The sequence below is a fragment of the Paucilactobacillus oligofermentans DSM 15707 = LMG 22743 genome (genome assembly GCF_001434315.1).
Classification (GTDB): domain Bacteria; phylum Bacillota; class Bacilli; order Lactobacillales; family Lactobacillaceae; genus Paucilactobacillus; species Paucilactobacillus oligofermentans.
Window position 1 is genome coordinate 379328 of the sequence record NZ_AZFE01000032.1, and the last position, 25412, is coordinate 404739.

At 38.3% G+C, this 25412-nt stretch carries 35 protein-coding genes; all 35 read right to left on the reverse strand.

The window, feature by feature from the left end:
- Positions 1-155: 155 nt before the first annotated feature.
- The 35 genes from FC70_RS08905 to FC70_RS09060 all read right to left on the reverse strand — a co-directional run bounded on the left by FC70_RS08905 (position 156) and on the right by FC70_RS09060 (position 25328).
- Positions 156-1457, reverse strand: coding sequence for a LysM peptidoglycan-binding domain-containing protein (locus tag FC70_RS08905; protein ID WP_057890648.1), 1302 nt, complete (start codon positions 1455-1457; stop codon positions 156-158).
- The gene (locus FC70_RS08910) at positions 1441-1875 is read right to left on the reverse strand and encodes a phage holin family protein (protein ID WP_057890649.1); all 435 of its coding nucleotides are present in this window, start codon (positions 1873-1875) and stop codon (positions 1441-1443) included. The genes FC70_RS08905 and FC70_RS08910 overlap by 17 nt, the downstream gene beginning before the upstream one ends.
- Positions 1876-1889: 14 nt before the next feature.
- Positions 1890-2024, reverse strand: coding sequence for an XkdX family protein (locus tag FC70_RS09290; RefSeq protein ID WP_112278673.1), 135 nt, complete (start codon positions 2022-2024; stop codon positions 1890-1892).
- Positions 2024-2371 carry a hypothetical protein gene (locus FC70_RS08915; protein ID WP_057890650.1) on the reverse strand — a complete coding sequence of 116 codons (348 nt, stop codon included), beginning with the start codon at positions 2369-2371 and terminating at the stop codon, positions 2024-2026. The genes FC70_RS09290 and FC70_RS08915 overlap by 1 nt, the downstream gene beginning before the upstream one ends.
- A gap of 12 nt (positions 2372-2383) precedes the next feature.
- Positions 2384-2812, reverse strand: a complete 429-nt coding sequence (locus FC70_RS08920; protein WP_057890651.1) for a hypothetical protein — start codon at positions 2810-2812, stop codon at positions 2384-2386.
- A gap of 42 nt (positions 2813-2854) precedes the next feature.
- Positions 2855-3298: a hypothetical protein gene (locus FC70_RS08925; protein ID WP_057890652.1), complete on the reverse strand. Its 444-nt coding sequence runs from the start codon at positions 3296-3298 to the stop codon at positions 2855-2857.
- A 106-nt stretch (positions 3299-3404) separates the two neighbouring features.
- Positions 3405-4367 (reverse strand): BppU family phage baseplate upper protein, encoded by a 963-nt coding sequence (locus FC70_RS08930; protein ID WP_057890653.1) that lies wholly within the window; start codon positions 4365-4367, stop codon positions 3405-3407.
- Positions 4368-4823 carry a hypothetical protein gene (locus FC70_RS08935; protein ID WP_057890654.1) on the reverse strand — a complete coding sequence of 152 codons (456 nt, stop codon included), beginning with the start codon at positions 4821-4823 and terminating at the stop codon, positions 4368-4370.
- Positions 4817-5653, reverse strand: coding sequence for a pyocin knob domain-containing protein (locus FC70_RS09375; RefSeq protein WP_057890655.1), 837 nt, complete (start codon positions 5651-5653; stop codon positions 4817-4819). Before FC70_RS09375 ends, FC70_RS08935 begins: the two co-directional genes overlap by 7 nt.
- Positions 5653-7026 carry a GH25 family lysozyme gene (locus FC70_RS08945; protein ID WP_057890656.1) on the reverse strand — a complete coding sequence of 458 codons (1374 nt, stop codon included), beginning with the start codon at positions 7024-7026 and terminating at the stop codon, positions 5653-5655. The genes FC70_RS09375 and FC70_RS08945 overlap by 1 nt, the downstream gene beginning before the upstream one ends.
- Entirely contained in the window at positions 7007-8203 is a 1197-nt protein-coding gene (locus FC70_RS08950) for a phage tail protein (RefSeq protein WP_268871772.1), read from the reverse strand. Before FC70_RS08950 ends, FC70_RS08945 begins: the two co-directional genes overlap by 20 nt.
- Positions 8151-8993, reverse strand: a complete 843-nt coding sequence (locus FC70_RS08955; RefSeq protein WP_057890658.1) for a phage tail domain-containing protein — start codon at positions 8991-8993, stop codon at positions 8151-8153. Before FC70_RS08955 ends, FC70_RS08950 begins: the two co-directional genes overlap by 53 nt.
- Positions 8994-9007: 14 nt before the next feature.
- Positions 9008-13150, reverse strand: a complete 4143-nt coding sequence (locus FC70_RS08960) for a tape measure protein (RefSeq protein WP_057890659.1) — start codon at positions 13148-13150, stop codon at positions 9008-9010.
- A gap of 61 nt (positions 13151-13211) precedes the next feature.
- Positions 13212-13334: a hypothetical protein gene (locus FC70_RS09525; protein ID WP_268871773.1), complete on the reverse strand. Its 123-nt coding sequence runs from the start codon at positions 13332-13334 to the stop codon at positions 13212-13214.
- A gap of 65 nt (positions 13335-13399) precedes the next feature.
- Positions 13400-13783 carry a phage tail tube assembly chaperone gene (locus tag FC70_RS08965; RefSeq protein ID WP_057890660.1) on the reverse strand — a complete coding sequence of 128 codons (384 nt, stop codon included), beginning with the start codon at positions 13781-13783 and terminating at the stop codon, positions 13400-13402.
- Positions 13784-13800: 17 nt separating this feature from the next.
- Positions 13801-14148: an Ig-like domain-containing protein gene (locus FC70_RS09190; protein WP_162253453.1), complete on the reverse strand. Its 348-nt coding sequence runs from the start codon at positions 14146-14148 to the stop codon at positions 13801-13803.
- Positions 14081-14737, reverse strand: coding sequence for a phage tail protein (locus tag FC70_RS08975; RefSeq protein ID WP_057890661.1), 657 nt, complete (start codon positions 14735-14737; stop codon positions 14081-14083). The genes FC70_RS09190 and FC70_RS08975 overlap by 68 nt, the downstream gene beginning before the upstream one ends.
- Before the next feature lie 12 nt (positions 14738-14749).
- The gene (locus FC70_RS08980) at positions 14750-15124 is read right to left on the reverse strand and encodes a DUF806 family protein (RefSeq protein WP_057890662.1); all 375 of its coding nucleotides are present in this window, start codon (positions 15122-15124) and stop codon (positions 14750-14752) included.
- A gap of 2 nt (positions 15125-15126) precedes the next feature.
- The gene (locus FC70_RS08985) at positions 15127-15531 is read right to left on the reverse strand and encodes a hypothetical protein (protein WP_057890663.1); all 405 of its coding nucleotides are present in this window, start codon (positions 15529-15531) and stop codon (positions 15127-15129) included.
- Positions 15531-15863 (reverse strand): phage head closure protein, encoded by a 333-nt coding sequence (locus FC70_RS08990; RefSeq protein ID WP_162253454.1) that lies wholly within the window; start codon positions 15861-15863, stop codon positions 15531-15533. Before FC70_RS08990 ends, FC70_RS08985 begins: the two co-directional genes overlap by 1 nt.
- A gap of 19 nt (positions 15864-15882) precedes the next feature.
- Positions 15883-16188 carry a head-tail connector protein gene (locus tag FC70_RS08995; protein WP_235804100.1) on the reverse strand — a complete coding sequence of 102 codons (306 nt, stop codon included), beginning with the start codon at positions 16186-16188 and terminating at the stop codon, positions 15883-15885.
- Positions 16189-16254: 66 nt separating this feature from the next.
- Entirely contained in the window at positions 16255-16548 is a 294-nt protein-coding gene (locus FC70_RS09000) for an Ig-like domain-containing protein (protein ID WP_197713249.1), read from the reverse strand.
- The gene (locus FC70_RS09195) at positions 16548-18446 is read right to left on the reverse strand and encodes a phage major capsid protein (RefSeq protein WP_162253455.1); all 1899 of its coding nucleotides are present in this window, start codon (positions 18444-18446) and stop codon (positions 16548-16550) included. The genes FC70_RS09000 and FC70_RS09195 overlap by 1 nt, the downstream gene beginning before the upstream one ends.
- Positions 18439-19539, reverse strand: a complete 1101-nt coding sequence (locus FC70_RS09010; RefSeq protein ID WP_057890665.1) for a phage portal protein — start codon at positions 19537-19539, stop codon at positions 18439-18441. The genes FC70_RS09195 and FC70_RS09010 overlap by 8 nt, the downstream gene beginning before the upstream one ends.
- Entirely contained in the window at positions 19539-19733 is a 195-nt protein-coding gene (locus FC70_RS09015) for a hypothetical protein (protein WP_057890666.1), read from the reverse strand. The genes FC70_RS09010 and FC70_RS09015 overlap by 1 nt, the downstream gene beginning before the upstream one ends.
- Positions 19734-19805: 72 nt before the next feature.
- Complete coding sequence (locus FC70_RS09020) at positions 19806-21719, reverse strand: terminase TerL endonuclease subunit (protein ID WP_083478695.1); 1914 nt, start codon at positions 21717-21719, stop codon at positions 19806-19808.
- On the reverse strand, positions 21719-22246 hold the full coding sequence (locus FC70_RS09025; protein WP_057890667.1) for a phage terminase small subunit P27 family: 528 nt from the start codon (positions 22244-22246) through the stop codon (positions 21719-21721). The genes FC70_RS09020 and FC70_RS09025 overlap by 1 nt, the downstream gene beginning before the upstream one ends.
- Positions 22247-22406: 160 nt before the next feature.
- Positions 22407-22883 carry an HNH endonuclease gene (locus FC70_RS09030; protein ID WP_172457053.1) on the reverse strand — a complete coding sequence of 159 codons (477 nt, stop codon included), beginning with the start codon at positions 22881-22883 and terminating at the stop codon, positions 22407-22409.
- Between the two features lie 7 nt (positions 22884-22890).
- The gene (locus FC70_RS09035) at positions 22891-23721 is read right to left on the reverse strand and encodes a hypothetical protein (protein ID WP_057890669.1); all 831 of its coding nucleotides are present in this window, start codon (positions 23719-23721) and stop codon (positions 22891-22893) included.
- A gap of 58 nt (positions 23722-23779) precedes the next feature.
- Entirely contained in the window at positions 23780-23953 is a 174-nt protein-coding gene (locus tag FC70_RS09300) for a hypothetical protein (RefSeq protein ID WP_157045257.1), read from the reverse strand.
- A complete protein-coding gene (locus FC70_RS09040; protein ID WP_057890670.1) occupies positions 23953-24171 on the reverse strand; it encodes a hypothetical protein in 219 nt (72 codons plus the stop codon). Before FC70_RS09040 ends, FC70_RS09300 begins: the two co-directional genes overlap by 1 nt.
- The gene (locus FC70_RS09045) at positions 24168-24407 is read right to left on the reverse strand and encodes a hypothetical protein (RefSeq protein ID WP_057890671.1); all 240 of its coding nucleotides are present in this window, start codon (positions 24405-24407) and stop codon (positions 24168-24170) included. Before FC70_RS09045 ends, FC70_RS09040 begins: the two co-directional genes overlap by 4 nt.
- A gap of 35 nt (positions 24408-24442) precedes the next feature.
- Positions 24443-24637, reverse strand: a complete 195-nt coding sequence (locus tag FC70_RS09050; protein WP_057890672.1) for a hypothetical protein — start codon at positions 24635-24637, stop codon at positions 24443-24445.
- The gene (locus FC70_RS09055; RefSeq protein WP_057890673.1) at positions 24634-24927 is read right to left on the reverse strand and encodes a hypothetical protein; all 294 of its coding nucleotides are present in this window, start codon (positions 24925-24927) and stop codon (positions 24634-24636) included. Before FC70_RS09055 ends, FC70_RS09050 begins: the two co-directional genes overlap by 4 nt.
- Positions 24924-25328: a hypothetical protein gene (locus FC70_RS09060; protein ID WP_057890674.1), complete on the reverse strand. Its 405-nt coding sequence runs from the start codon at positions 25326-25328 to the stop codon at positions 24924-24926. Before FC70_RS09060 ends, FC70_RS09055 begins: the two co-directional genes overlap by 4 nt.
- Positions 25329-25412: the final 84 nt, after the last annotated feature.

Sequence of the window (25412 nt, forward strand, 5' to 3'; positions counted from 1 at the left end):
TCTTTTTTATACCTCATGGTTTCAACTCCTTTCCTTAAGGTATGTATACATTACAACTCCGCTCCGTGTTAATAGCAACCCTATATCGAGTTATCCTTAAAATAATTTCCACAAAAATAAGCCCTATCCAATTAAGGATAAGGCTTTAATTTTGCTTAGAAATATAGAATTTGACCAGGATAAATGCTATCTGGATTTGAAATACCATTCGCATTCGCAATGCTCCAATAATCAGTTCCAAATTCGTTAGCAATACCCGAAAGTGTATCTCCACTTTGAACGGTGTAAGCCACCGTTGATGAACTTGAACCATTCACCTTAATAGCTTGTCCAACTTGAATCGAGTTAGGATCACTAATTCCATTCACACTTGCTAAAGTCCAATAATCAGTTCCGTATTGTTGCGCAATACCGCTTAAAGTATCTCCGCTTTGAACATAATAGACTGAGCTAATTGAGTTTGATTGAGAATTTGAAGATGTACTTGTATCAAGAATTTCAACGTTAGATTTATTGATCCAGCTTTGAATGCCTGAAAGCAATACTTTGTTACCACTAACTTGTGCAACTTTATAGGACTGACCTTTTACCCAATTAGGGATTGATTGACCAGTTGCCCATTTAGTAGCTGAGAAGTTTACTTTGACTGTATTACCAGTTTTGATATCTGACTTAGAAGTATTGTCAGCTTCTTGTCCTGCATCAATAGCTGGAGTATCTGTATTAGGGTTGTTGTTTTTAGTATAACCATTATCCGTTATTCCAGTTAAATCAATATTCCCATCTAATCCACCAGCAATATAAGTCGAAGTAAATTGGAACATAGTTACATTGTCAAAACTTGGAAAGTAATTGTAGTTTGGTTCTGGCGTTACTTGATAATCTGGATATTCACCTAGCCATAATGGGTATGCTTTAGCTAATGAACTTAAATCTAAGTGATTAACTAAGAAACTCTTATAGCCGTAAAGCACTGCGGTATAGCCTGCTTTTTGAACACGATCTAACGCATAACGTACAGCATCCGTATTAGGATTACCTGATTCAACATCTAAAGCTACAATAGATCCTTTAGGCGTTTGAATCATTGGCAAATAATGATCTAGCATTTGATCAGCTTGAGCACGAGAACTAAATTGTGAATAAATATAGGTATGTGCTCGTTTACCCTGGGCAATTGTATATTGCACCTGTGTGGCATACGTATTTTGGTCTACAAATGAACCATCATAATAACCACCAACCTGTGATATTGAGAACTTATCAGAAGCATATCCAAACTTTCCAGTTGATCCTTGATACTTAGACCAATCTACACCTTTGTCGCCTTTAGCAGCTTGAACTGTTTGAACTGAGTTCAAGTCAAAGGCTTGACTGGTTTGTACGATTGGCAAAGCAACTAAAAAGGCCGCTGCAGAAGCAACAACCAAACTCTTTAACTTATTTTGTTTTGTCATTTTTTTCCTCATCTTTCTTAATGAATTCATCTGATCTAGATGCCATTTTTTCAAACTTTTTACGTATTGGCATTGGAAATGGCACTCCTAAAACATCTAAGTTTTCCATTATTGAAACGCCATATTGGTAAATAAAGTACGTTAAAAAAATGTTTGCTTCTGTTTCCAACCCCATTGCTGCAAGAATTGGATATAAAAAAGCAATCATTGCAAGAATCAATGAATGCTTAGCTAATCCGTTTAGACCTTTAGTACTATTTACATGTCGTTTAGCATCTGTTTTCCATGCCTTCAATGATCCTGTCAGAATATCAAACATAACGAGAACAAAAACAATATCGATATACGGATTGTCCTGCATGTGCGTAGCGTTATGCCACACCAAATCCCAAACAAAACCAGGTGGAACATTACCCATCGTTTCCATCGCCCCTACGCTTTATAGTCTGTACCAGTAATTTCTTTGTATTGATCAGGTGTTAGTCCAAAACCAACAAATACTTTGTAATACTCTGGGTCTGTTTGACCCCATGATTTAAACATTAAACATTGTTCATAAACTGACATTATTCAGCACTCCCTTTCTTCATTTCAGCTAATTCACTAGCCTGCGACATGATCAATTTTTGCATTCCTGTAATTTGAGTTGCTTGATTCATTAACATCATTTGAATATCACTTGGCTTTGCTAGTTCTGGGTGTTCTTTCAAATATGCTTGTCGCTCTTTTTCAAGCCCAATTTCGTAGATTTCTTTATCAGAACTAACCCATTTAGTACCATCGAAAATTGATGGTTGATAAAGTCCTTCTTCGGGTTCTACGATTGTTTGTCCGTCAGTTAATTCGTAGTCATCTTCAACGACATCAGAACCAACGAATTGGTTTTGCTTATTATAAATATAAATTGCCTTCATTCTTGTCCTCCTTTACCAGCTGATTATTAAGTTAATTTTTAAATCCGTTTTTGCAGTAATATCAGCACCGAAATAAGCTCCGGTTATTTTGCCGATATCGCCATAATTTAATCTGATGGTATTAGATCCCCAAGTATTTGTGAAACCACCAACGAGATTAACTTTTGTACCTTCGACTGGAGAAATATTTGTTGGGAGAGTAAAAATCAATGCATCAGTTGCTGACTTTAGCGACGATATATGCATCCACCCAGATATTTCGATTTGATGAACTTTACCGCCTAGTGAAACAGTACGATATCTAACATCGTTAAGTTCACTATCTCCTGCACCGTTCCAACCGTTAACGTAAACAATGCCAGTTTGTGTCCATGCACTATAACTAGTGTCGTTTGCGTTCAGCTTTGGTAGCCACCCTGTTTCCTTTGTTACATCTGCCATTATTGTGTCCTCCTTGACGGTCAACCGCCCTAAGACGATTGACTATTTGACTGTGAAAATGAAGAAACCATTGATTTCCATCTGGTTATTTGTTGTCCACGCGTCAATACAGTTAACGAATAATTGTGAGTTAGCGCTTCGACCCCAAATCATCATCTTATTTTGACCCGTACGACTGTAACCACCAAAATCACTTTCCGCATTTGGAACTTGTGCAGTATCGGGGAGTTGAACGACATTAGATACTGCTCCAGCACTTAAAGGAGGAACTATTACTGGAATTGAAAGGAATGTCATTCCTAATTTACCTTGAGTAATAGTTCTAAATTTTGGAGTACCATCACCTTTTGAAGCCCCGTTAATAAAAGTAATCCCTGCAGTAACCCAACCCGTATCTGAATACTTGCCGCCACCGAAAATTTCAGTGAAATTATCATTGATTATTTTTTCCCAGCCAGATTCCTTCGTTAATTGTATTTGTCCCATTATTTAGCACCGCCTTTCAGAAGCGCTAAAGTGTTGGGAGAGTAGGGTATTTCTACCCCCCCACGTATTTTTCAATCTAATTTTAATCATAAGTTTTTCCTTTCGTTTACCAAGTTGTAATCTGCGTCCAAACAGTCCAAGTATCAGCAGTAGCACCGTTACGTGTGTAGATCATCGGAGCCTTATTAGTTGTGCATAAAGTAGCCCTTTGCATTGGGGCACCAGAAGCTAAATCTGTGAATGGTGTAAACGTCTCAAGAATATATAATCCCGATGGAAGTCCGCTTAATTGAACTCCGTTAGAGTATTCAGTGTGCATTTTTTGCACATAGCTTGAGATATAGAAGCTAGGTTTTCTAGCGTCCGTAACATTTGCACTACCACGATTTTCGATAACTAAATCCTTTGATAATTTAGCTATTGCGTCATCAACCGTCTTTTTGAATACGTTAAAATCATCTTGTGTAATGATTGCTTTAGCGTCAATTAACTTTTGATAGGTTTCAATTAACGAAGTTAATGAAGATAAGTTTTGGTTCAAATTAGAATCTTTATCCAAAACCTCACTAAGCATTGAATCAATTTTGCCTTTTTTATCGTTGATGTAATCCTGCATTTGCTTGTTCAACTCATCTAAATCCGTATAGAATGGCTTACTGTCGATACCAAAATCAACACTATTTCCGAGTACATGAATACCCACATTAACCGTTGAAATTACAGTTCCACTTGAATCTTTGATACCAAAGAATGTGGTCGTGTAATCCCAATCACCTTCGACTTGAAAAGTACCTGCTGGAAAATAAAATGTAACTTTCCCGATTTGCAAATTGTCTCCAGTTTGGTTAGCTTTACCATAATCAACGAGTTTAAATGCTGTACCGTTGGCGTCTTTGCCTGATAGATAAAGCGTGTAATTCGTTAGATCTAATGGCAAGCCATTGCGTTTGAACCACAATTTTGTGAACGATTGACTGTCGCCAACTCGTCCGTTGAAACTGGAAGCTAAATCAATCTTTGTCGGCGTTGGCTTCATAATGTCAACGACCGTATATGAATTTACTGCCAATTAATTTTCCCCCTTTTGAAATAAATTATTGAAAAATAAAAGGCAATCATTGAGTTTGCTTTCAATGATTTGCCAATTTGAATTGATATTATTTTTGAAGTCGTCATTAAGTGCCAACTTTTGTGGCAACCACAATGTGATTCGTGTGGTGTCGGTATAATCTGGTACTCCGACAACTCCGTGAATATTCCATTGCACAACTAGTTCATTAACTATGATTGATAAGTTAGCGAACTGCTTGTTCAGCCATAAATACGCTTGACGATTTAACATGGTCGTATTCAGTACTGGTATCGGCTCGTTGCTGATTGTGCCTTCACTGAATTTCGAATCATCTAACTTGTATAGTTCATCAAGTTTGCTGACAACTAGCTTGCAATTATTGAATACATTGTCAGTTAATTGTGCCCCTGTAAAGCTGTCGGGTAATCTCACTAATGCTAATTTGTTTACCATAATGTTACTTGCCTCCATGCTGTCCAACTATCGCCAAATTTCATACGAATATATTTTTCTGCTGTAGTATCAGAAACAAAATCTTGTTGAACTCTTGCTGGGTCAGCAGAATTAACGTACAAATATCCCCACGTTGCTACTGGAGCATTACCCATAGTAGCTTTGCACCAATAACGTCCATCAGTTATAACGGTGTTCAAGTCATGACCTTTATCAGTTATAGAGTTCCAAGGATTAATTTGGTCAACCGTGGCTACTTTTTTGCCATTTATAATTACTCCGCCGTTAGCGACTATGTTCATGTTAGCTTGCCCAACTGCACCACTTTTGCCACCAGCAACAATAATTCGTGCGTCATAGTCGTTAACACCAGTTTTTGTATGAAAATCTATGAATGGAGTATCAAAGGTTGCACCAGCATTAATTTCTAGGCTGACTAAATTGCTAGGGATAACTTCGGTCTTTTTGGCGTATGGAGTTAAGTCAACACTTGCGCCAACTCCATCTTTCCCTGCTACGCCATCAGCACCAGTGTCGCCTTTTTCTCCCTGTTGGCCTTGGGGACCAATCGGGCCTGTAGAGCCAGCTGGACCGGGGTCACCTTTGTCACCCTTAGGGCCTTGCGGGCCAGTATCCCCAGGCTTACCCTCACTGCCCGCCTTAGCTAGTAATAGCCAGTAGGTTGCATCAGTCACAGCCTTACCGGTATTGCTGACAAGACACATATACGAGCTATTACCGCTGGTAACGATGTCTAACCGCGTGTAAGCAGTCGTTACATCATATGCCCCTTTTGGTACGGGCATCACTCGACCTAGATCAATGCTCATTAACTCTCACCCCCTAAATCTGCGTATAAGTCTGGCTCTTTAATCGTTAGCTTGATGTCGCTTAGCACACGGCTAGCAACGGCACCTACAAGCGTACTCTCATCAATTGTTTTGTCATCGCTGATCAAATCGCCGGTATTGGTGTCAATGTGTAAATTAAGCGCGTCCTTGACTAGCGACATGATGCTATCCACCGTCAAGCTATAATCTGCGTCCGTACCACTACTACCAGGGGCACCGTCCACACCCTTAAGGCTTGCCAGCCATTCTGCCTCGGTGTCGGTGTAGCCATTGTTAACAGCCAATTGATAGGCCGACAATCCTGTATCACCTTTATCGCCCTTATCGCCTTTATCACCCTTGACACCTTGAATTCCTTGCGGCCCTGTGTCGCCTGGTTCTCCTTTAAGACCTTGAGCACCTACTGCTCCATCTTTGCCATCAACGCCCTGTGGACCTTGTGCGCCCGTGTCACCTTTTTCTCCCTGTGGACCTTGGGGACCAATCAATCCAGTATCACCTTTATCGCCTTTCAAACTTGGCAAACTAGTTGTCGGGGTATATTCCTTTAATAATTCAGTAACATAGGATTCCATGCTTGAGGCAGTGACTGGAAAAGTAATTTTGTTAGCAATATATGGCCATAACCGATCTCCGTCCGCTTGGTTGAACATAAATCCTAATGGAGATAGAACCACATGGAAATTGTTATTATCTCCCGAATACGCCAGTCCAATTCCGCCACCCCTTGAAGTGTCTTGATGAAATCCAACGGCACCAGCAGCAGTCGATTTATACGAGATAATCAGTGCACCAGTTTTATCAAAATCACGATCAATGTCATCAGTATAAGTTCCAAATCCTCCTGAACCAGCACCTGAAATTTGCCACATATCATAATTAGACGGTGCCTTGCCATATGAAGCCACCCAACGATACACTCCGTCAGCTACCAATTTATCATTATCGAATTGTGCCTGATATGGCGAATCAGATACATAGATTCCAGACTCCCATCCGGCTTTATCCCATTCAACTTTAAAATCATAGAACTGCGCTTGCCAATCTCCGGCGATATCCCCTTCAATATCAAGAAACATATGCGCATCTTTAGCTAATCCCAACGATTGAGCGTTCGAAATCGAAAACTCAACTTCTCCTGTTTCACCTTGGTAAAAATGATATCCGTGCCAAATCAATCCATATTTATTCGCATTTGCAATATGTTCTCGGGCTTGCTCTTCATACTCCAATCCGTGAGAAAGCTGAATGATTACGGCTTTAATGCCAGCATCTTTAATCGCTTGCCAATCTAAAGCACTGGAATCTTGCCATTTCGCAATGTCGATTACGTTAGCTGCTACCATATTCATTCATCTCCTCTTTCGTCCAAGTGAATAGCATTGAGTTGGCATCCCCGGTGATGTTTTTTTGATTAATTTGTATTTTCAAATTGTCCATCTCTGATTCAAGATTACGTTTGTTGCTGTTTTGATAATCCAAAATAGTTTTAGAAGTATTGTTTAACGTTACTGATGTATTTTGCGTAGGATCCATTGGATACCAAGTGAATGCAACGACTTGAATTTTAGTAACAAAATTTTTGTGTCTAACTTCTAGTCTTCTGATTTCTCCGGGCACAGGTTTAACGTTGCTATTCAAAGTTACATCAAAAGACAACGCTGGGTCCGTAACCATTTGAGTCTTCGCATATGCATCCATTGAATCGGCGTTCGTAAATCTATCATCGTCAATGTCCGCTCCAGGACGAACGCCCCAACGAGATACCGATTCATCATCAGTTACCAAATGCGGTTCGAAATAATATTGTTCAACATTCGAATCTACATCATCAGAATCTGATTCAATTGTTGCCCCAATCACCCAAACCTGATTAACCATATCGGTTGAGTCATAGGTCAACTGAATTTCCGATGTATTATTCAAATAATCAATTCGATTACCTAAATCTTTCTCCCAAGCTTCTTTTGAATAAACAATAATATGACGACCATTTGCATATACAACCGAACCGATCCAAGTATCGACAATCTTACTCAATCCGTCTTTGGCGGAATCTCCACCCAAACTATCAATTTGTTGTGAATCAAACGATCCAACAACTTCATACGTAAAACCATAACTATTCGAATACAGATAAAAAGAAAGCACATCGTTTACTGAATAAGTTAATGTACCTTCTTTAACCGTTCTTTGCCAGATTCGACTTGTCTCGTTATATACATGCGTTGCAGTTATCTGAATCGTATTTACATTTGCATTATAATCCGGTACGCATTGTTTAATGATGTATTCTTGATTATCAAAAAACAAACTTGATTCACTATCAATCATTCCGAAAGCAACTGAGCCGTCATCGTATGCTGTAAATTGCATCTCAAACGTGTTATTAGCTTCCCATGTAATATAGAACGAATTCCACAACACGCAATTCAAAGGTTCTTTGTAGGTGCTACTGAACCCTTGTACAACCAGTTTATCCAAGATAAACGAACGGGAAACTGAACGCAATTTCAAAATCGGCTGCACCTGTTACCGAAATATCGTTATACCCTTGTTCAAGAACAATGTTCCCAAAATCGGTATTCGCACTCGCTGGTTCTCCATTCAAAGTTGTAGCAATTCCGTTTAGGATAATTGAATCATTTTTTGTAGCTGCCTTAATATATGACCAATTCGTACCGTTTGTTTTATTTGTAATTGTTATTCCATCTCCAACAAATTTGACTAAAATTTTCAAGTCATGTTTTTTCAAATAGGGATCAATAACGATATCACTAGCATTATAAATTTCAAATTCAGACGAAGTTGATTTATACGACAATATTTGATCAATAGGAATATTCATCCCAATTTGCCATTCTGCCGAATGATAAGTCATATCATCATCACTTCGTCCCAATGAATATTTATAACCACTAGGATTATCGAACGGTATTGTAAACATTGAATCAGTTCCACCCGGTTCAGTAATCGAAATTTCGAATGGTACTGGACGAACAAATTTAACAATATCCGGTTCAGCATCAGTTCGGATTCTCATTTTACTTCTACGACTAAAAATACGATGGATATCATGTTTAGCAATTTTAAAATCATAATAATCTTTGAAATGTAGCCAAAAATTAGCATTAATCACATTTTTATCAAACGTGGTTGCTAACGGTAATTGACCGTCAACTCCCGTATCAGCTTGATATGTGATTAATGGATTAGGATTCTCGTCGTCCCCCAGAAATTTTAATCCGGAGATTTGTTCCGACACATCAATCTCGTCTTCGTCATCGATTTTAATATAGAGTCGTGGATCATAAATCATCACTTCACCTTCCTTTAGAATCCTTGGGCATCACGCATGATTTGGTCCAGTGCTTGTTGCTTGTAAAGTTGGTCTTTGCTAAATGCAGTATCACGAATTGTTTTCGTTTGAGCAGCAGTTAATTGGAGCATTTGACTTAACAAAGTAATCAAACTATCTAATTTAGCACTCAAATTTTTCAACTCTTCACTATCTTTAACGTTGCCTTGGCTTAGATTTCCACTATTTTCGTCATTGGTAAAATGCGAAACAACTTGTGCCATTAACTGCCATGCACGGCTTGATTTCATTTTGTCTAAAGGAACGACCATTTCAGGTTTGTTGCCTTCTGCCATCTCAACCATTTGATGTTTGGAAACAAGTCCACCGTTGGCCATCATTTTGTGTCCAGTCGGACCCCATCCACCATCTACTGAAATATCACGCAAGTAATTACTATTGTTAAACATTGCTGCAATCTGTGATGCCCCATTATGAATAACGTTCGCAAAACCTTTTGGCAACCAATTATCAAAAGTTGGTTGAATGAATTGCAAAAGTCCAGTTGATGGATGACCGGCTTTGGCGTTACTATCCCAATTATTAGTGATGTTAGGGTCACCACCAGATTCTTGATTAATACGTTTCAAAATAGCTGTCATTGCTCCACTGGTCAAATTAATGTGCATCCGATCAGCGACTGCTTCAATAACTGGTTTCCATCGGTCAACACCAGTTCCAGCTGGATTATCCATGCTACCACGGAGTCCTTTGAAGATGTTTTTAAACCAATCTTCCCCAGCTTTCACTAAATAGTGTCCACCATTAACCCCGAATTGATTGCCAAAACTACCAGAAATAGATCCCGCGTACTTATCAAAAACTTTTGTAACTTCTTGCAATGGATTTTTGAAGAATTTCTCAATTGCTTCATACTTATCGCCTAGCCAACTACCAACATCCCCAACCTTACCAGCAACGTAACTTGCAGCACCTGATGCAGTATCTTTAATGGTGTCCCATAAAGTTCCGTTCGCAAAATGTGGGACAAGTCCTGTTAATAATTGACGAGTTTGAGTCGCATTAAGCACGGCATCACCGCGTTCAAGGTATCTCAAGGTATTTCGACCATTCACAAGATATGCTGTCCCATTTTTCTTGTGGACCATCTCTTGATTGCCAGTTTGTGGGCTATCATTTCCGTCATTAAGCATTGCTAAAGTATTTTGAGTTAAACGACCGCCCATCGTACCAGTTGCCAATTTGATTGGAGAAATAGCTTGTTTCTTACCACCAAAGAAATCAATTACAGTATCAATACCTGAAATACCATTATTGATAAATCCAACGACTCCTGAAATTCCGTCTTTTGCCAAACCTTTAATATCAGACCAAATTGAACCAAAGAACCCTTTAATACCATTCCACGTATCAGTCCATCCTTTGGAAATCTTAGCCATGAATTTGGTGGTTGAATCAACCATATCGCCTAAACGTCCACCGGTTATTTTATTCAAATAATCATAAGCTTCGCCAAATAGACTTTTCCAAAATTTGGTCATATCTTTGATTGTTTTCTTAGTATCTGAACCTAAACGATCCCAGTGACCATTCGTGATGTCTTTCCATGTTTCTGTCCGATCTTGCATGACTTTATAACCAGCACTAAATGTTTTCGGATGGTCTTTCATCATCTTTTTAGCAATTTTGCCAGTTTCATCATGGAGATTATTCCAAGTTTTCTTAACAAAATTAATGCCACTTGTGGTTACGGATTTAGTTTTGCTCCAACCTGACTTCCAAGTTTTCTGCGCAGAACTCCAAATCTTCTTTTGGGTATTATCGTGCCATTTTTGGTAAGCTGACCAGCCTTTTTTAACTTTGTTGACACCATTACTGGTTGCTTTAGAAACAGAGTCCATTCCTTTTTTCGTCCACTTACCAAAACCAGTGAATATTTTGCCAATTGATTTACCAAGTCCGACAAACCATTTGACGATATTTTTGATAACTTTGAGTGCTGATTTGCCTAAACCGTTAACGAAATTACGGAACTTAGCGTTGTGTTTATACAAAGCAACTAATGCCACTCCAATCGCCACTACCGCCACTGCAATAGCAGTAAATGGATTAGACATCATTGCGAGTTTTAATGCACCAAAACCTGATTTAACACCACCGATAGCAGTCTTAACTCCACCTAATCCTTTAACGATTGAACCGGTATCTTTTAATTTGCTTAAGTCAGAGAATGTTTTAACTGTTTTGAGTAATTTAAGACCGTCATAAAGTTTGAGAGCTGAACCTGTTATCGCTCCAATTCCTGAAAGAACTTTCGCACTAACAAATGCAACAATTAGGACTTTACCAACGTCTTCAATTCCTTGCTTATGTTTAGCAATCCCAGCCAGTGCAGAATTAACTGTTTTGATTGGATCTTTAGCAGCCTTAGAATTACCACTTAATTTTCCAAACTCTCCTGAAATACTTTTGATTGATCCTGAAATAACATCCCATACTCCAGCACTTAACGCTTTGACGATTTGACCAATCGAAGAAGCAATTCCAAGCAAATCTTTAGAATGTTTTGCAGCATAGCCAACAAAAGATGCCAGTCCTTTAGCAGCTGAAGATAATGCTTTACCAATATCTTTAGAAGCTTGTGTCATTTCTTTTGATTGCATTGCTTTTGAAAGTTGACCAATTCCTGAACCCTTAACTGAAACCAACGGAGCCATCATATTTGACTTAAGCGATGTCCAAGAACCTTTAATTTGTGCAGCCGCACCTTCACCAGTTTTACCAAAACGCTTGAACATTTCAGGAGATTCTTTCGAAACTTTCTCCATCAACTTTTCAAATTGAGCACCAGTGACTTTGCCATCAGTAATCATGGAATTGAAAGATTCTTTTGACGTTCCGGCCGCTTTCGCTAAAGCACCACCCAAAGCCGGCATTTGCTTTTCAAGTCTTGTTAATTGAGTTGACGTAACCGAATCAGAACCAAACACACGAGCTAAAGAACCGCCCATTTTTGTAGCTTGCTTTTCTGTTAAGCCTGATGCAACTCCCATACCGACAATTGATTTGGTAATCTTATCAGCAGCTTGATATGATCCGGTCATTCCATATATTTGTTTCTGCAATTGTTTAATTGAACCGGCTGAATAGCCTGACTTTGCGCGTAAATCAACCATTGAAGCACTGAGTTTTTCAATGCCTTTGTCACTGACTCCCAAATCTTTCCAAACACGCTTAGTTTGTTCACCTTGTTCAGCGAGTTCGAGTCCTTCTTTACCAGCTTCTTTCAGCTTCGAGCCTAAATTCATAACACTCATTGCAACAGAATTACCAATCATTGAAGCAATTGAGCCTTTTAAAACTGAAAAATGCTTGCTAGAAGATGAAGCTTGTTCTCCAGCTTTTTTAGTTGCAGATTCGACACCCATTAAATTATTTTTTAACTTTTGGGTCCATGTTAAACTTGGGGCCTTTTCCAAAGATTTCGAAAGTTCATTCGATTCCGTTTTTGCCTTCGCCATGGCTGTGGCCGTTTCGTTCACGCGAATTTTCTGCTTTTCAATAGCAGTTGCATCACGTTCAGTAGCCGTACTTAAATCTGCAAGTTCCTTAACTTGTGCTTTGTAAAGAACTGACAATTTTTCTTGTTGTTCTTTGAGCCCACTAATTTTTGCTTTTGTTGCGCCTGTTTCGTTACCTTGTGCTTTTAGTCGTTCAACATATGCATTTGTTGATTGTTGCGCCAACTTAAGCGCACTAGACATTTCAAGCACGCCAGATTTGTTCAACTTCATTGCTTGTTCAGCTCTTGAATGCTGTGCATTCATTGAAGCCATTTGTGTTTGCGCTTTGCTAATTTCAGTTTCGTATTTAGCCCAAGCCTTAGCACCATCTTGGGTTGACGTATCAAGTTCAGATTGCTTTTGTTTGAGCACTCCTATCTTATTTCCCAAAGCACCGATAGCATTGCCTAAACCGTTGTATCTCGCTTCGGAAGCTTTTAAATAATCACCAGTACTTTTGAGCATGGCCTCATTTGCTTTCCATGCGTTCGTGGCGGTCTTAACAGCCGTTGTTAAAGTGCTTAATGATTTAGATGCACTCATGGTATCAAGAGCGACACTCGTCGACATTTCAGCACTTAATTTATTTGCCATTTTCTCATTTCCCTTCGATTTTTGTATAAAAAAAGCCAACCGTCATAAATGTGACAGTCGGCTAGAGTAGTGACATTGGATCAACAAGTCGGTCTTCTTTTTCTTTAGCGGCAAGAACTTCATGGAATCTAAAATAATCTGCCTTTTCAAATGCTTCCATAGGCCAATGCAGATTAATTAGCACGTTTTTCTCGTCTAAATCAAAGTCTGCAAGTTCATTCTCCAACTCATAGACACGTTGAGCTGGAGTTATTCTTTTCCCTCATCGTCAACATCCTCTTCATACATTTTTTGAATTTCTTTTTCCGTAAATCCATTCATGCGCATCGTAATTCGATTTGCAAGCAAGATTGAATCTTCTGTTTCCATATCATCTAAACGTTTTAGTTGTTTCTCATTTAAATGCAAAATATTTTGGATTAATTCAGTAGTTGAATCAATGATTTTCAATTGTTCTTTCAACATGTCTGAACTTTTCACAGAATCAGCATCTTCCTTAGCTTGTTCACTCAAATCATCCGATTTGGCCAGCAATAATTGAAAATTCAGAACCAAACGCATATTTGCATTTGTTGTTTTAACAAAGAACGGTTTGTCCTTATTTAATTCATTAACTTTAATCTTAATAGACATCTAATTTTTCTCCTTTATTAAGCAGCAGTTACTGTAACAGTAGCTTGTGCAGTCTTATTACCATCAGTCGTAGCAAATGTAACAATCGTGGTTACGACCTTAACACCAGTAACTGTGCCGTCGTTTCCAACAGTAGCGATTGAATCATCAGTTACCGACCATTTACCAGTCTTATCAGTGGCATTTGCTGGGTTAATTGTTGGAGTTAACTTAGCTGTTCCACCGACCTTGATTGATACATCATCTTTATCCAAAGTTACGCTGGGAACTGGAATTGTTGACGTGTCAGGAGTGCTGTTAGTTGGCGATGGTGCTGTTAGTTGGCGATGTATTTGGTGCAGTAGTACTTGCCGTTCCGTAATCACCAGTATATCCACCGAAAACTTCTTTCATCATGGTTTTGCTATCGTAATTTTTATCCCCAGTGAAATATTTTTTAATTGGTTCTCCACCAAATGCAATTGTGCTTAAGGCGGTATAAGTCAATTGATCGTCTTCACGAGTTTGAGCTGTATCGGTATCAGTACCAATATTTTGAGATGCAGAACTTACATTACCATTACCAAATCCAAAGAAGATTGAATCTTTTCGATCTAATGTTTGAGTTTCAATCAGTAAGGCAACGCGGGGTTTTGTCCCAGTGTAAGCAAACCCACCTTTTCCGTCAGCCAAATATCCCAACATTTTTTGTGCAACCAAAAACGCTAGGTTATTAATATCCATTGCTACAGATGGTGATGCCGGACCAGTATATGCATCCATAATCTGATTATTACCAGGAATTTTAACAAGCGTTCCTTCTATACCAGTAATATTTGCAGTTTTAGAACCCATGTCTTTTTCGTCAACTGAGTAAATCCCCGATTCTGATAAACCTTTTTCAATCCCTGCAATGAGTTTTTGATTTTCATCTACTAGTGCAGCAGTAATCATTTTTAAACCTACAACGGCCATGTGTGTTACCTCCTATAAATAATTAGTTTTTGAAAAATAAAATGTTTTTGTAATTTGATTTGTGTCTGGATCTAAAACATGTGGTTTTGTCTGGTCTATGTGCCAATATTTACGTTGAAATAGTCGCATCAGTTCCAATTCAAAAATTTCGGGTGCAAAGTCCATTTCTTTTTTGTAAAAAATTTGAACTTCAACAGTGTTATCTAAGCTATTAAAATCATTATTTCCATAATCATCCGGGATAGAATCAACCTCTGTAATTAAACAATCGGTTCTATCGGTATGTTTGCGATACTTTTCTGGAATATTTGTGGTAAAAATACCATCTAGTTGCTTATATTCAGCACTATTAATTAAGTCATATGCTTCTGTGGTTGGTAACGGCATAATCAAAACCCTCGTTTTTTCAAAATTTTCTGATATTCGGCATGTTCAGCCGCTAATACTTCCGGCATGGACTCAGTTCGCACATGCTCGACCCAATGATCAGCAGTGTAAAATTTAGTTCCGTCATTTAGTCTTCGAGCATTTGCAGCATGATGTGCATCATCCCAAGCAACAGTGGAAGTTCCGTCCAATACTTTTTCCAGTGTTTTGTTAACACTCGAAATATGATCAGACATGTGATTTTTTCCAGTTCTGGAACGATGCAATTCACGGTTTGCTTCTTCAAGTTTGTCTCTAAATACATCGGCACCAGCCTTTGTAATTTGAGCACGTTCCTTTGCGGTTAATTCAACCGCACCTTTAATTTGGCGTTGATATTCAGCTAAAACATCATCTAATCCAGCCATTAAGCACCCTCAACTTTTTCTGATTTTCTCATTGTGATGATGTCGTAAGTGATGTAGTTGTCACTATCATCTGCGCTCACATCCACAATGTCATATTCAGTTCCATTCGCCACTTTAACTTTTTCCATCTCTTCGAATTCTGGATTATGTCGGACAACAATCATAATCGTATGTTCCAACTCAGTTCCCAAAATACCGACTTTTTGCTCAATAGTTCTCTTGATTGATGTGTAATGGATTTTTGTAAATTGTGGTACAAATGTTGATAAATTCACACCGGTGAATTCATTTCGCTTAAAATCAGTGGTTCCTAATTGAGCTACTTTGTTCAATTCATGGGGCTTATATATTTTAGCTACCATCAACAACGCGACCTTTCAAATTATTAATCATCATCTGGAGTCCTTTTGACATCCCCTCAGATAACGTTCTGTCGTAATAAAGTTGCGTTGCTAACGTCTTGACTGCTCGAATGTAAATTGGAAACTTAAAATATTCGGTTTCAGCCACTTTGTAGTTAACTGAACTCCGAATTAGATCGCTTGCATCCAAGATTAGATCAGTAATAATGGCTTTGTTTTCTGGAGTATCATCCAAATTCAAATCGTCCATCAGTTTCTCTGTGTCAATTTCTGTGATTTCATCAGTTTCTGCCATCATTTCATCCCCTTAAACGCCGCCCGGCTAAACCGAACTGTGTATTTCATAAGCAACGTAATTTAATTACTCGGTTGCTGCTGGAACTGTTACATCGATTGATACTGTTAAGCTACCGCTCGTAGCGACAACTTTAGTAGTACCTGCTGCAACAGCAGTGATAACACCATTTTCATCAACGGTAGCGATTGCTGGGTCATTCGAAGTCCAACCAACTGCTGCAAGAACTGCTGCTGAATCAGATGCATCGACTGGATCAGTGGTTAGTGTTATTGGTTTGTTTTCACCAATCTTAATCGTTGCCGACTTTTGATTTGGAATCAAACCAGTAGCTTTAACGTCCGGGTTCTCACCAGACACTAGGCTTTTGGGGCGGCAGTCAAATTAACAATCAAGTCCTTACGAGCTTGAACCACGTCTTCACGAAGATAGATACCTAAAATTTGATACCAAATGTCGTAACTATCTTGGAATTGACCAGTAATTTCTGATTTTTTAAATCGAATTACGGCTTTTTGAAGTGGTGCAATGGTTACATTAATGTCTCCGGCTTTAGCACCTGGATATAATGTATCTTCAACAACCACGACAGTTTTACCAAGAATTGTTTGACCAGCTGCTTTAGTCACATCTGGTTGAATTAATGGACGACCAAATCCATCTTTTAACTGATCAAGATAATCGTAAGCAGTTTGACTCAAAATAATTTGAGCTTTTTGGGCATCAACTGGTTTTAAAGTTACATTCAATGCCGTTTTGATACTTGAAAGCAAATCGGTAGCTTTGGTTGGTGTGATACCAGTAGTCAACGCAATCATGATAAGTGAATCATCGGTGTTATCACGTAATTCTTGTAATCGACCAGCCAAATCAGATTGCCAATTGTATTCAGAATCTTCAATTAAGTCTCGTGAATACACATAGTTTCCTGTACGAGTTTTTAAATCCCAATTAACAGGTTTAACTTCAGGGAATTTAGATGGATCAGTTTTCCCGAATTCCACATGTTCAGCTAATGTTTCGGTAGAATTCATGAAGATTGGTAATTTACCAGTAGTTGTTGTAACCGAAACAGTTCGTACTAATCCAGCAAGGCGTGGATATTGATACGTTTCATGTTCAACTGGAAGAATTGTTTCAGGAATAATTACTGAACCATCTTTTAATGTAATTCCACCAGTAACTGCGGCAACCGTTGGATCTTCACGAGTAATTTGACCAGCTTTCAAGAAGCTTTCAAATGAACGTTGGATCACTTTGTTTTTTTCTTTTTGATCTGGTTCTCCACCTGGTGTTAATACTTTTGACATTGGTTTCACTCCTTTATCGGCAGGCTTTGCCTTACCGTCATCTTTATTTTTTGGTGGTTCTGGGGCTGAACTTGAACTAGCTGGTTCGGCCGAACTTGATGGTTCGTCAGCATGACTTTGGGGAGCCGTGCTAGATGAAGCCGGTTTTGCGGAACTGGCGGGTTCGGTTGAACTTGATGCAGACGATGCTGAACCAGGTTCGGTACTTGTTGCACTTGAATCAGCTTCAGCTGTTGAGGATGCAGCACTTGAAGCTGAACGTTGAATCTCTCCATCAGAATTAGGTTCTGCTGATGAGGCTGGGGAGCCATCATCAATTCCATCGACAGATGAAGAATCGTCATGTTCATTCATTTTTGCTAAAAATCCAGTTAACAATGATTTAAATTCATCAATTGGATTTTGTTGTTGATTGTCTGGCAAGTCTTCACGACCTTTCATAAAATTTTCTAGTGAACGTTTAATGTTCACACTCGTTTCGGAGTATGCCGGTAATGGTGTCAACGTTAATTCATTAAGCAGTTCGACTGTCTCAATGTAATGGATTGTTTGACCATTTTTGACATCCCATGAATCTTGACCAATCTTGACAGCAAAAGAACATCCCTTAATATTTCCAAAGTTAATATTTTCGTATGTATCTCTGCCTAATTGGGTTGGTGGTAATGTTGCTTCAAAAAACAAACCTGTGTCGTCAATCGTGATTTTTAAAGTAGCAGAATCGACACGAGATAGAATATTGTTGAATTCATGGCCATACACGAGCAACACTTGCGATAAATCAGTGTTATCAAAAGCGTGTGGACTGATGTATTCAATAAACGGCATTGGCTTACTGGGCTTGTTGAACTTCAAGGCATAACCTTGAACTTTCATCCCCACATCGGTGCCATCTCTGATACAGATATCTGAACTTGGAAAACTTCTAATATCTAATGCGCTATTCAAGCCCAAACACCCCATTTCGTTTCAGAATCTCCATAACTTCATATGGTTGCATGACCGGCATTTTACCAGTCGACAATTTAGCAAGATTATCAATCAACTTCTGATGATCAACGTCAATTGCATTGACGGGATCTAATTTAATCTGTGCATTTAATTTCATTGACACTTCGCTCGAAACTGACTTCAAATAAGTCTGCAACGAGTTAGCGTATAAACTCACGGTTTGGTCTAAGTTACTTTGTTGGTCGCCCTCACCGTTCAAATATTCCGCTGGTACCAAAAACGCTGAACTGATTTGAGTTTTTGAAAAATCATTGTTGTTCAGAAATTTAGCAACGTCAGCATTAATTTGTATTGTGTCAATTTTTAAACCTTGGTCTAACACAATCGCACGGCCGTTATTACCTTTACCATTAACTTTTTCAAATTCGGTTCTGATATTTTCTTTTGCTTCTCCATCGAGAGTACCTTCAGGAACTGTCAAAGTTATATTAGGATTAATCGCATTTTTCAAAGTGTCTAATGTGAGGTTTTTGGAATAATCTTGAATTCCAATTTCTTTCGCTAATGCTTCTAACGGGCTATGACCAATGTATTGTTGACCATTTGCACCGTGAGCCATGATTCGAAAGTGCATCACATCTTTACTGTTGAAATCTCTTTGCGGTCTCTCGTCGTCATATGTGACTGTGTAGGTCATATCAGCTGAGTTGTCTTCCAAAGTAATTAACATCTGTGATGGTGGTACAAATTCCAATCTGCTTGGTAATGAACCGTTATGTTCAATCGTTACATATGAATTTCCCGACAAAAGTAATTGAGTAACGACCGTCTGCCAAAAACTAAAGCCGTTAATTAAATTATTAGGTCTGTTCAACACATCCTTGATTGGTGCGGGTCCCACAAAATCACATGCAGCCACATCAGAAGCAATTCGATAAATAACCGCCCACACATCAGAATTGTGTAAATAATTAATATCAACCATCGACTGCGGAACCAATCTGCCGTTCACAAACGAAATTGGAGAGACACTTGAACTAGGAAGTGTCTGACTTCGTGTTTGGAATTTAGCAAATGGATTAAATGCCATTAGTTACCACCCCCAGAATCGGAAGGACTAAGCAAATATGCTAGAAGTAACAGCACAACTCCAAGAACAATCAAGCCGACAAGATTTCCAATCGCAAAGCCTGCGTAAATGAAAATAATAGCAGCCGCTAATACCAACAACACACTGATGTTTGCGATAAAAGTTCTACCTAAAATTGCTACTTTCGTTCTCATGAAACCCCTCCTTCCGTTTTAGGGCATAAAAAACACCCGCTTTACATCTTTAACGTAAAGTAGGCGTAGTTTTTAGAACGAAAAATTATTTTTAAAGTGATCGTTTATTTCTTCGTTACTCATCCCCGCAAAAGGAGACTTATCTTTGTCATCGTAATTAGGATTTACATCTGAAAAGTGGTACATCCCCATAAAATGTGCATCAATGATTGCATCCACAATATCAATTTTGGTAGTCGCCTTGTCTTTGTCAACTTTGACACCATTGTTATCCACCAACAAAATGGCATTTTTCAGGCTGTATTGGATCAACGTGTCTTTTCTGTCGTAAGTGATATTGCCAAGCATTAATTGCTTCCGAAAATCTGTGGTTGGTTCATTCAAAGATTTTGTTCCTTGCCTAACCGGCTGTGTTGGCCAATCAGTTAACTGGTCAATTTGCATAACAAACGTGCTTGTATTCCAAGCATCGTAATTAAAAAATAGCACTTTCAGTTCATTATCGGTTACATAGTCCATTAACCAGTGAAAAATTGCATCATCATCAATAAATCCATAATCATTCTTAGCAATTGTCGCAAATCCACGTTCTTCAGATTCACGATAGTTCACATTATCTTGTCGTTCCTTAATCACAATATTATTTTGGGAACGAGCTAACGGAATCCACGAATGTTGAATGATATGCATTTTATTTTTACCCTTACTATTTGTGTAAGGAAACATAAAAACCAATGCTGTATCATCACTGAAATTAGATTTATCAAAACCGATGTACACTTTCCGACCTTTAATATCAAATGGACAATCATCAATACCCGACTTAGTAATGTCGTCTAATTCCAAGTAAGTATTTTGCTTAACTTGCAACCACATATTCAAGTTCTTATTTTGAAACTCTGGTAATTTACCTTGAGCCATAAACGTATCACGTTCTGATGTCAGACTAGTCAGCATCGCTTTACGTTTCTTTTCGTTTAGCCCTAGCATTGGATTTGATTTAATCCAAGTTGATGGATTGTTTGTTTCTTTCAAATCATCTTGTTCCCAAACCATGCAAAGATAATCATCTAATAATCGTTCGTAATCACGTTGCATCGTTTCTTCAAGCAACCGTTCATCTTGATATAAATAACTATTTGAATCTGGATAGGCGGTTGATATTTGCCCGAACTGATGATTGTCAGTTTGGATTTGTCCAGAAGTGACTTTGCCATTATTTTCTTTTATTTTTGCAATACTTTTATCGTCGCCAGCTTCATCCGAAACTAAAAATAAAAAGTGAAATGAATCTAATTTCCCAGACTCATGTGATAGTCGCATGAGTTTATTTTGATTTTTCGGACTTTTAACCACGTCATCTAGTGGTCTAATATCTTTTTTCTTAAACTCTTTTTTGAATGCATTAATTTCAGACAACGAATTGAAAGTCGTTTGTAAATAACCGTACCCTTTTTTACTTTGAGCAGTAACCGGGGCAATATATCCCAAATCTTGATTGTACTTTCCGTCCGTTTCAACTAGATATGCGTACACCATCAAAATATTAGTGACATAGGTTTTACCATTTGTACGAGCAACACTCATGATAAAGCGAGTATATCGTTTCTCACCACTAGGTTGTCTCCATCCTTGAACTTTACACAAAATAGATTGCTGCCAAAGCATTAGAGGTAACGGCTTACCAGTGCTCACGTCGGGACATAATGCAGCGAAATTTAAAATGGCACGGCATTTATTTAAATCATACGTGTATTTGAATTCATCATCTTCTGTGATTCTTCTCAAATCTTGCAGGTGCCTAAAGCAATCAAGTTTAGTCATCACACTAGCAATAATGCGATTTTCTAAAACCATCCATGAGTAAACAGTCGCTGGATCTTTGTATTTTTCCAATACAAATTCGTAACACCCTTTTTCACGTTGATCACGATACGCCTTATCAACTGTCATTCCTTTGTCAGTTAAATCAATTCTATCCATCATTAAAAGTCAGTTCCTTTGCTCAATAATTCTCCCATGCTCACGTCTCCATCATCTTCTTCAGGAACGATGTTCATAATTTGCGCGCGACTTGCCGGAGTTAATCCAAGTGATTCCGATAGACTTTTAATCTTTGCAGTGGTCGTGTCCAAAATTTGAGTGGCTGGGTTACGTTTAAAACCTGAAAATTCTCTTGTTATCACATCCCCAGTTACTGGATTAACAACAGTTCGATAAACTTCTTTGGTAATTCCGTTTTCTTTAATATCTTCATACGCCTCGCGCATAACTTGATAGTTCATGCACAACATTTCGACAGTTTTGGCATCCGCTTGTTTAATATATTTTGTCTCTCTCAGCAAAGGCAACAAGTTAATCCACAATGCCCTAGCATACGAATTCAAATGACGAGGTGGGGTCTTTTGAAGTTGTTTCATTTCAGTTGTTTTCTCAATCAACTGTTCGGTTCGATCTCGTTGTTCTTTTCGGTCAGATGAATCATTGGTTAATTTTGGTTTTCGACCAGCCATCCCCATCCTCCTTTCGATTATTAAGTGGGTACCCCCTATTAAAAACATTTTAAAACTGCAACGCTCATGAACTTTATTTGTTCTGCGTTCGCTCCTTTGGACAAGGTACCGGGGGCGGGGTAAAAAGCTTTTACATCAACGTTTCTAGTCAAAAATATTTTTATTCATTCTTTTTGATGCGTTCTTCGATAGCTTTCTGCCACCAAGACTGCTTCATGTGCTTCAATTTGTTGATACCGTTAGGCTTTGACTCGATTGACTGTTCTAATTTGGTCTTGATGTTGTGGTGTGCACGGCTTAAGCACCAAAGGTTGTCAGTGTCCAGTGCCTCATCCCTTGATAGGTACCGTCTTGGAACAATATGATCCACAATTAATTCACCATCTGGAATAACCGCGCCAGTAATCGCATCGGAATAATAATCTCTGTTCTTAACATAGTTCGAAACCTTGACCCAGCTTGATGAATGATAAAATGCATTTGCTTCTTGGTCGCGTTCAAAGCGATTGTAATATTTGTCGGTCTGTTGTTTGTCCTTTTTAGTAACTGATTGGAATGGCTTATGTAGTTCAACATGCTTATCACAGTATCGTTGTTCGAACGGTATGATGGCATGACACAAAGCTTGCTGACACATGTGAACTCTAGGCATATGCATTACCCCGAACGCTTGTTCGCCCGATATCATCTAACCTTTCATAGATACCGTTGACAAGTGTGTATTTGTCATTAACATCAGCGTTGGTCCAATGTTCCAGGACTGCTGCTTGATGTTTAATACCTGGTAGCTGTCCAATCAATTCTCCTGACATATCAGCCAGATAATCAAGCAATGACTGGAACTTATCATCCGTATAATCACAACTCTCTAAGCAACTAATTAACGCAATCAAACACACCTGTTCATCCATTAGTGCAATCTCTTCATTGCTAACAGCAACCAGATTAAACTTCTCGCGATGTCGATTGCTATAACGTTCAGCGTTCCTTAACTTCTGATGAAACTGCTTGGGTGTTAACTGAAGCCTAATCATTGTTTCTGCCTTACCATATCTTAAGCACGTGGCAACAAACAATTGTGTTTTCGTATTCTTGTAAAGGTCTGGTAATAGATCAATTACTCGTTCGATATCGTCTTTGCTAAATCCATTATCAACCTCGAAAAGATACTGCCGATTGACAGTATCTTGAAGTTTGTTAATGGTATCCTTTTGTCGATTAATATCTTTATATAATCTTTGCTCAATATCCTTACGTGCATACGTAACTTTGAACGTGAAGTAAGGATCATTATCTTCTAACCCTTTAATAACATCTAATGGATTTAAACCTGAAAAACGTTTATTAAGTATCTCTGAACTTAATTCCGTTTGTGCTTCGTAATCGTCCATACCAGTCTCGTTAGCAAGATGGTGAACGTTAGTCTTAAAGCTCCGACTTTGTAATACTAATTCAATTTGACTATCCAGCCACATCACATAAACTCCTCCAGTATTAAATCAATTGCGAAGATAATAATCAGAGCAATTAACACTACTCTTTCACTTCCTCGATATCCGATAGTTGATCAGTGCATGTGTATGATTTGTCTTTACGAATATTTTTCATTTCTGGAAAGTATTTATCGAAAGTAACGTAATCATCTGCAAACTCTTGCCAATCAACCCAAGCTTCTTGAATCAATTCATATCCAGTTAACGTAATCATTAAATGTCCTCCAATTTAGACTGCAAGTTTTTAATACGAAGTTTCAACCCAATTCTTTCTAACTTAATTCCATCTAACTGAACATCAAATCCAGTTGCTTGTGAGTAATCAATATCTTGAATATGTTCATTCAAGAATCTATCAATCTTCATTTCCTTTGAATCTAATTCTTCAACTTCCTGTCGCAGTTCTTGAATGACTTGTTCTGTTGGTTTCATTTTGATACCTCCATATAAGTTTGTTGAAACACTTCATTACTAATTGGCCAATGCTCACCATCTACTCCAGTGGCAATCCAATCTCCCGCTTTAAGTTTTGCCATGCCAGTCTTTGTTTCAATCCAATAAAAATTCTCACTTGACACATAAATCAGACTATATTTTTCAATTTGCTTAAGCGTGGTACCAAATTTTTCTGCATTAATAGTTGCAGTTTTACGATATTCTTTCAGCATTTGGATTCTCCTTATTTTGTGAAGTAAAGGCTCATTTATAATTCTCGGCTTGGAATATAGATTGAATCTTTTGGTAACTCATCTAAATTCATCACTTTATACTCAATCTGATCAGAGTCAATTTGCTCATTGAATTTATCAGCAGCGTTCTGTGCTCCTCTGATTGTCATATATGGATGTGAGTGCCAGATTTTTTTATTGTCTTTTAAACACACTGCAAAATATGTCATTTGTTTTCACCTGATATCCTCATGGTTGTTTTAAACATGTACGTGAAGGCAATAACTGCTGCCATCATTAATCCCATTAATGTGAACCAATTAAACGTGTAGAAAAAATAAACCAAGTACAAACTAATTAATGTACCCAATATGCAAACTGCACGTAGATACATGTCTCCAAATGTTAAAGGTCTACGTCTATGCTTAGGCTGAACTTTTTCAGCCCATTCATTTGCCTGTGAATGCGTGTGAACCGCATTACTTGCAACATTTACTTTCTTTTGAATTTGCTTTGTCATTTGCTTGCCTCATCTTTCAGTTTTTTCCAAGCGGCAGCATATGGTGCAAAGTATTGACGTGCTTTGTTTAACTCGCTAACCATTAATCCAGTAGTAGTTTGTAATTGACTCGCTACGTCGTCGTATTCATATCCTTCACTAATCAAATACAAGGCTCGTTTAACTTCAAAGTCTTCTGGATAATCATATTGTTGAGTGATCAAGAAATCGTCAACAACATTAGAAGTAATTGTTTGAGAAATCTTGTCATAAGTCGGAACACCTTCGATATCTAAAGCAGTCTGTTCAACTTCTTCCTTCTTCCAATGTCCATCTAAGCCTTCGTAATAATGATACTTAGGTTCCTTTGTCTCTATGTCAGCTTCATCCTTAAAGTCAATATCTGCTGACTCAATAACCATGTTGACAACATCCTTTGCTTTGAGATGTTTGGTCCCCTGTCAATAAAATAGACAATTTAAATAGAGACTTTTTTGTCCTATGCC

Bases quoted from the DNA above. Each gene is read 5' to 3' on its own strand.
- FC70_RS08905 (WP_057890648.1), bottom strand. From the start codon at position 1,457: ATGACAAAACAAAATAAGTTAAAGAGTTTGGTTGTTGCTTCTGCAGCG.
- FC70_RS08910 (WP_057890649.1), bottom strand. From the start codon at position 1,875: ATGGGTAATGTTCCACCTGGTTTTGTTTGGGATTTGGTGTGGCATAAC.
- FC70_RS09290 (WP_112278673.1), bottom strand. From the start codon at position 2,024: ATGTCAGTTTATGAACAATGTTTAATGTTTAAATCATGGGGTCAAACA.
- FC70_RS08915 (WP_057890650.1), bottom strand. From the start codon at position 2,371: ATGAAGGCAATTTATATTTATAATAAGCAAAACCAATTCGTTGGTTCT.
- FC70_RS08920 (WP_057890651.1), bottom strand. From the start codon at position 2,812: ATGGCAGATGTAACAAAGGAAACAGGGTGGCTACCAAAGCTGAACGCA.
- FC70_RS08925 (WP_057890652.1), bottom strand. From the start codon at position 3,298: ATGGGACAAATACAATTAACGAAGGAATCTGGCTGGGAAAAAATAATC.
- FC70_RS08935 (WP_057890654.1), bottom strand. From the start codon at position 4,823: ATGGTAAACAAATTAGCATTAGTGAGATTACCCGACAGCTTTACAGGG.
- FC70_RS09375 (WP_057890655.1), bottom strand. From the start codon at position 5,653: ATGAGCATTGATCTAGGTCGAGTGATGCCCGTACCAAAAGGGGCATAT.
- FC70_RS08945 (WP_057890656.1), bottom strand. From the start codon at position 7,026: ATGAATATGGTAGCAGCTAACGTAATCGACATTGCGAAATGGCAAGAT.
- FC70_RS08955 (WP_057890658.1), bottom strand. From the start codon at position 8,993: ATGATTTATGATCCACGACTCTATATTAAAATCGATGACGAAGACGAG.
- FC70_RS08960 (WP_057890659.1), bottom strand. From the start codon at position 13,150: ATGGCAAATAAATTAAGTGCTGAAATGTCGACGAGTGTCGCTCTTGAT.
- FC70_RS08965 (WP_057890660.1), bottom strand. From the start codon at position 13,783: ATGTCTATTAAGATTAAAGTTAATGAATTAAATAAGGACAAACCGTTC.
- FC70_RS08975 (WP_057890661.1), bottom strand. From the start codon at position 14,737: ATGGCCGTTGTAGGTTTAAAAATGATTACTGCTGCACTAGTAGATGAA.
- FC70_RS08980 (WP_057890662.1), bottom strand. From the start codon at position 15,124: ATGCCGTTACCAACCACAGAAGCATATGACTTAATTAATAGTGCTGAA.
- FC70_RS08985 (WP_057890663.1), bottom strand. From the start codon at position 15,531: ATGGCTGGATTAGATGATGTTTTAGCTGAATATCAACGCCAAATTAAA.
- FC70_RS08995 (WP_235804100.1), bottom strand. From the start codon at position 16,188: ATGGCAGAAACTGATGAAATCACAGAAATTGACACAGAGAAACTGATG.
- FC70_RS09010 (WP_057890665.1), bottom strand. From the start codon at position 19,539: ATGGCATTTAATCCATTTGCTAAATTCCAAACACGAAGTCAGACACTT.
- FC70_RS09015 (WP_057890666.1), bottom strand. From the start codon at position 19,733: ATGAGAACGAAAGTAGCAATTTTAGGTAGAACTTTTATCGCAAACATC.
- FC70_RS09020 (WP_083478695.1), bottom strand. From the start codon at position 21,719: ATGATGGATAGAATTGATTTAACTGACAAAGGAATGACAGTTGATAAG.
- FC70_RS09025 (WP_057890667.1), bottom strand. From the start codon at position 22,246: ATGGCTGGTCGAAAACCAAAATTAACCAATGATTCATCTGACCGAAAA.
- FC70_RS09030 (WP_172457053.1), bottom strand. From the start codon at position 22,883: ATGTGTCAGCAAGCTTTGTGTCATGCCATCATACCGTTCGAACAACGA.
- FC70_RS09035 (WP_057890669.1), bottom strand. From the start codon at position 23,721: ATGTGGCTGGATAGTCAAATTGAATTAGTATTACAAAGTCGGAGCTTT.
- FC70_RS09300 (WP_157045257.1), bottom strand. From the start codon at position 23,953: ATGATTACGTTAACTGGATATGAATTGATTCAAGAAGCTTGGGTTGAT.
- FC70_RS09040 (WP_057890670.1), bottom strand. From the start codon at position 24,171: ATGAAACCAACAGAACAAGTCATTCAAGAACTGCGACAGGAAGTTGAA.
- FC70_RS09045 (WP_057890671.1), bottom strand. From the start codon at position 24,407: ATGCTGAAAGAATATCGTAAAACTGCAACTATTAATGCAGAAAAATTT.
- FC70_RS09050 (WP_057890672.1), bottom strand. From the start codon at position 24,637: ATGACATATTTTGCAGTGTGTTTAAAAGACAATAAAAAAATCTGGCAC.
- FC70_RS09055 (WP_057890673.1), bottom strand. From the start codon at position 24,927: ATGACAAAGCAAATTCAAAAGAAAGTAAATGTTGCAAGTAATGCGGTT.
- FC70_RS09060 (WP_057890674.1), bottom strand. From the start codon at position 25,328: ATGGTTATTGAGTCAGCAGATATTGACTTTAAGGATGAAGCTGACATA.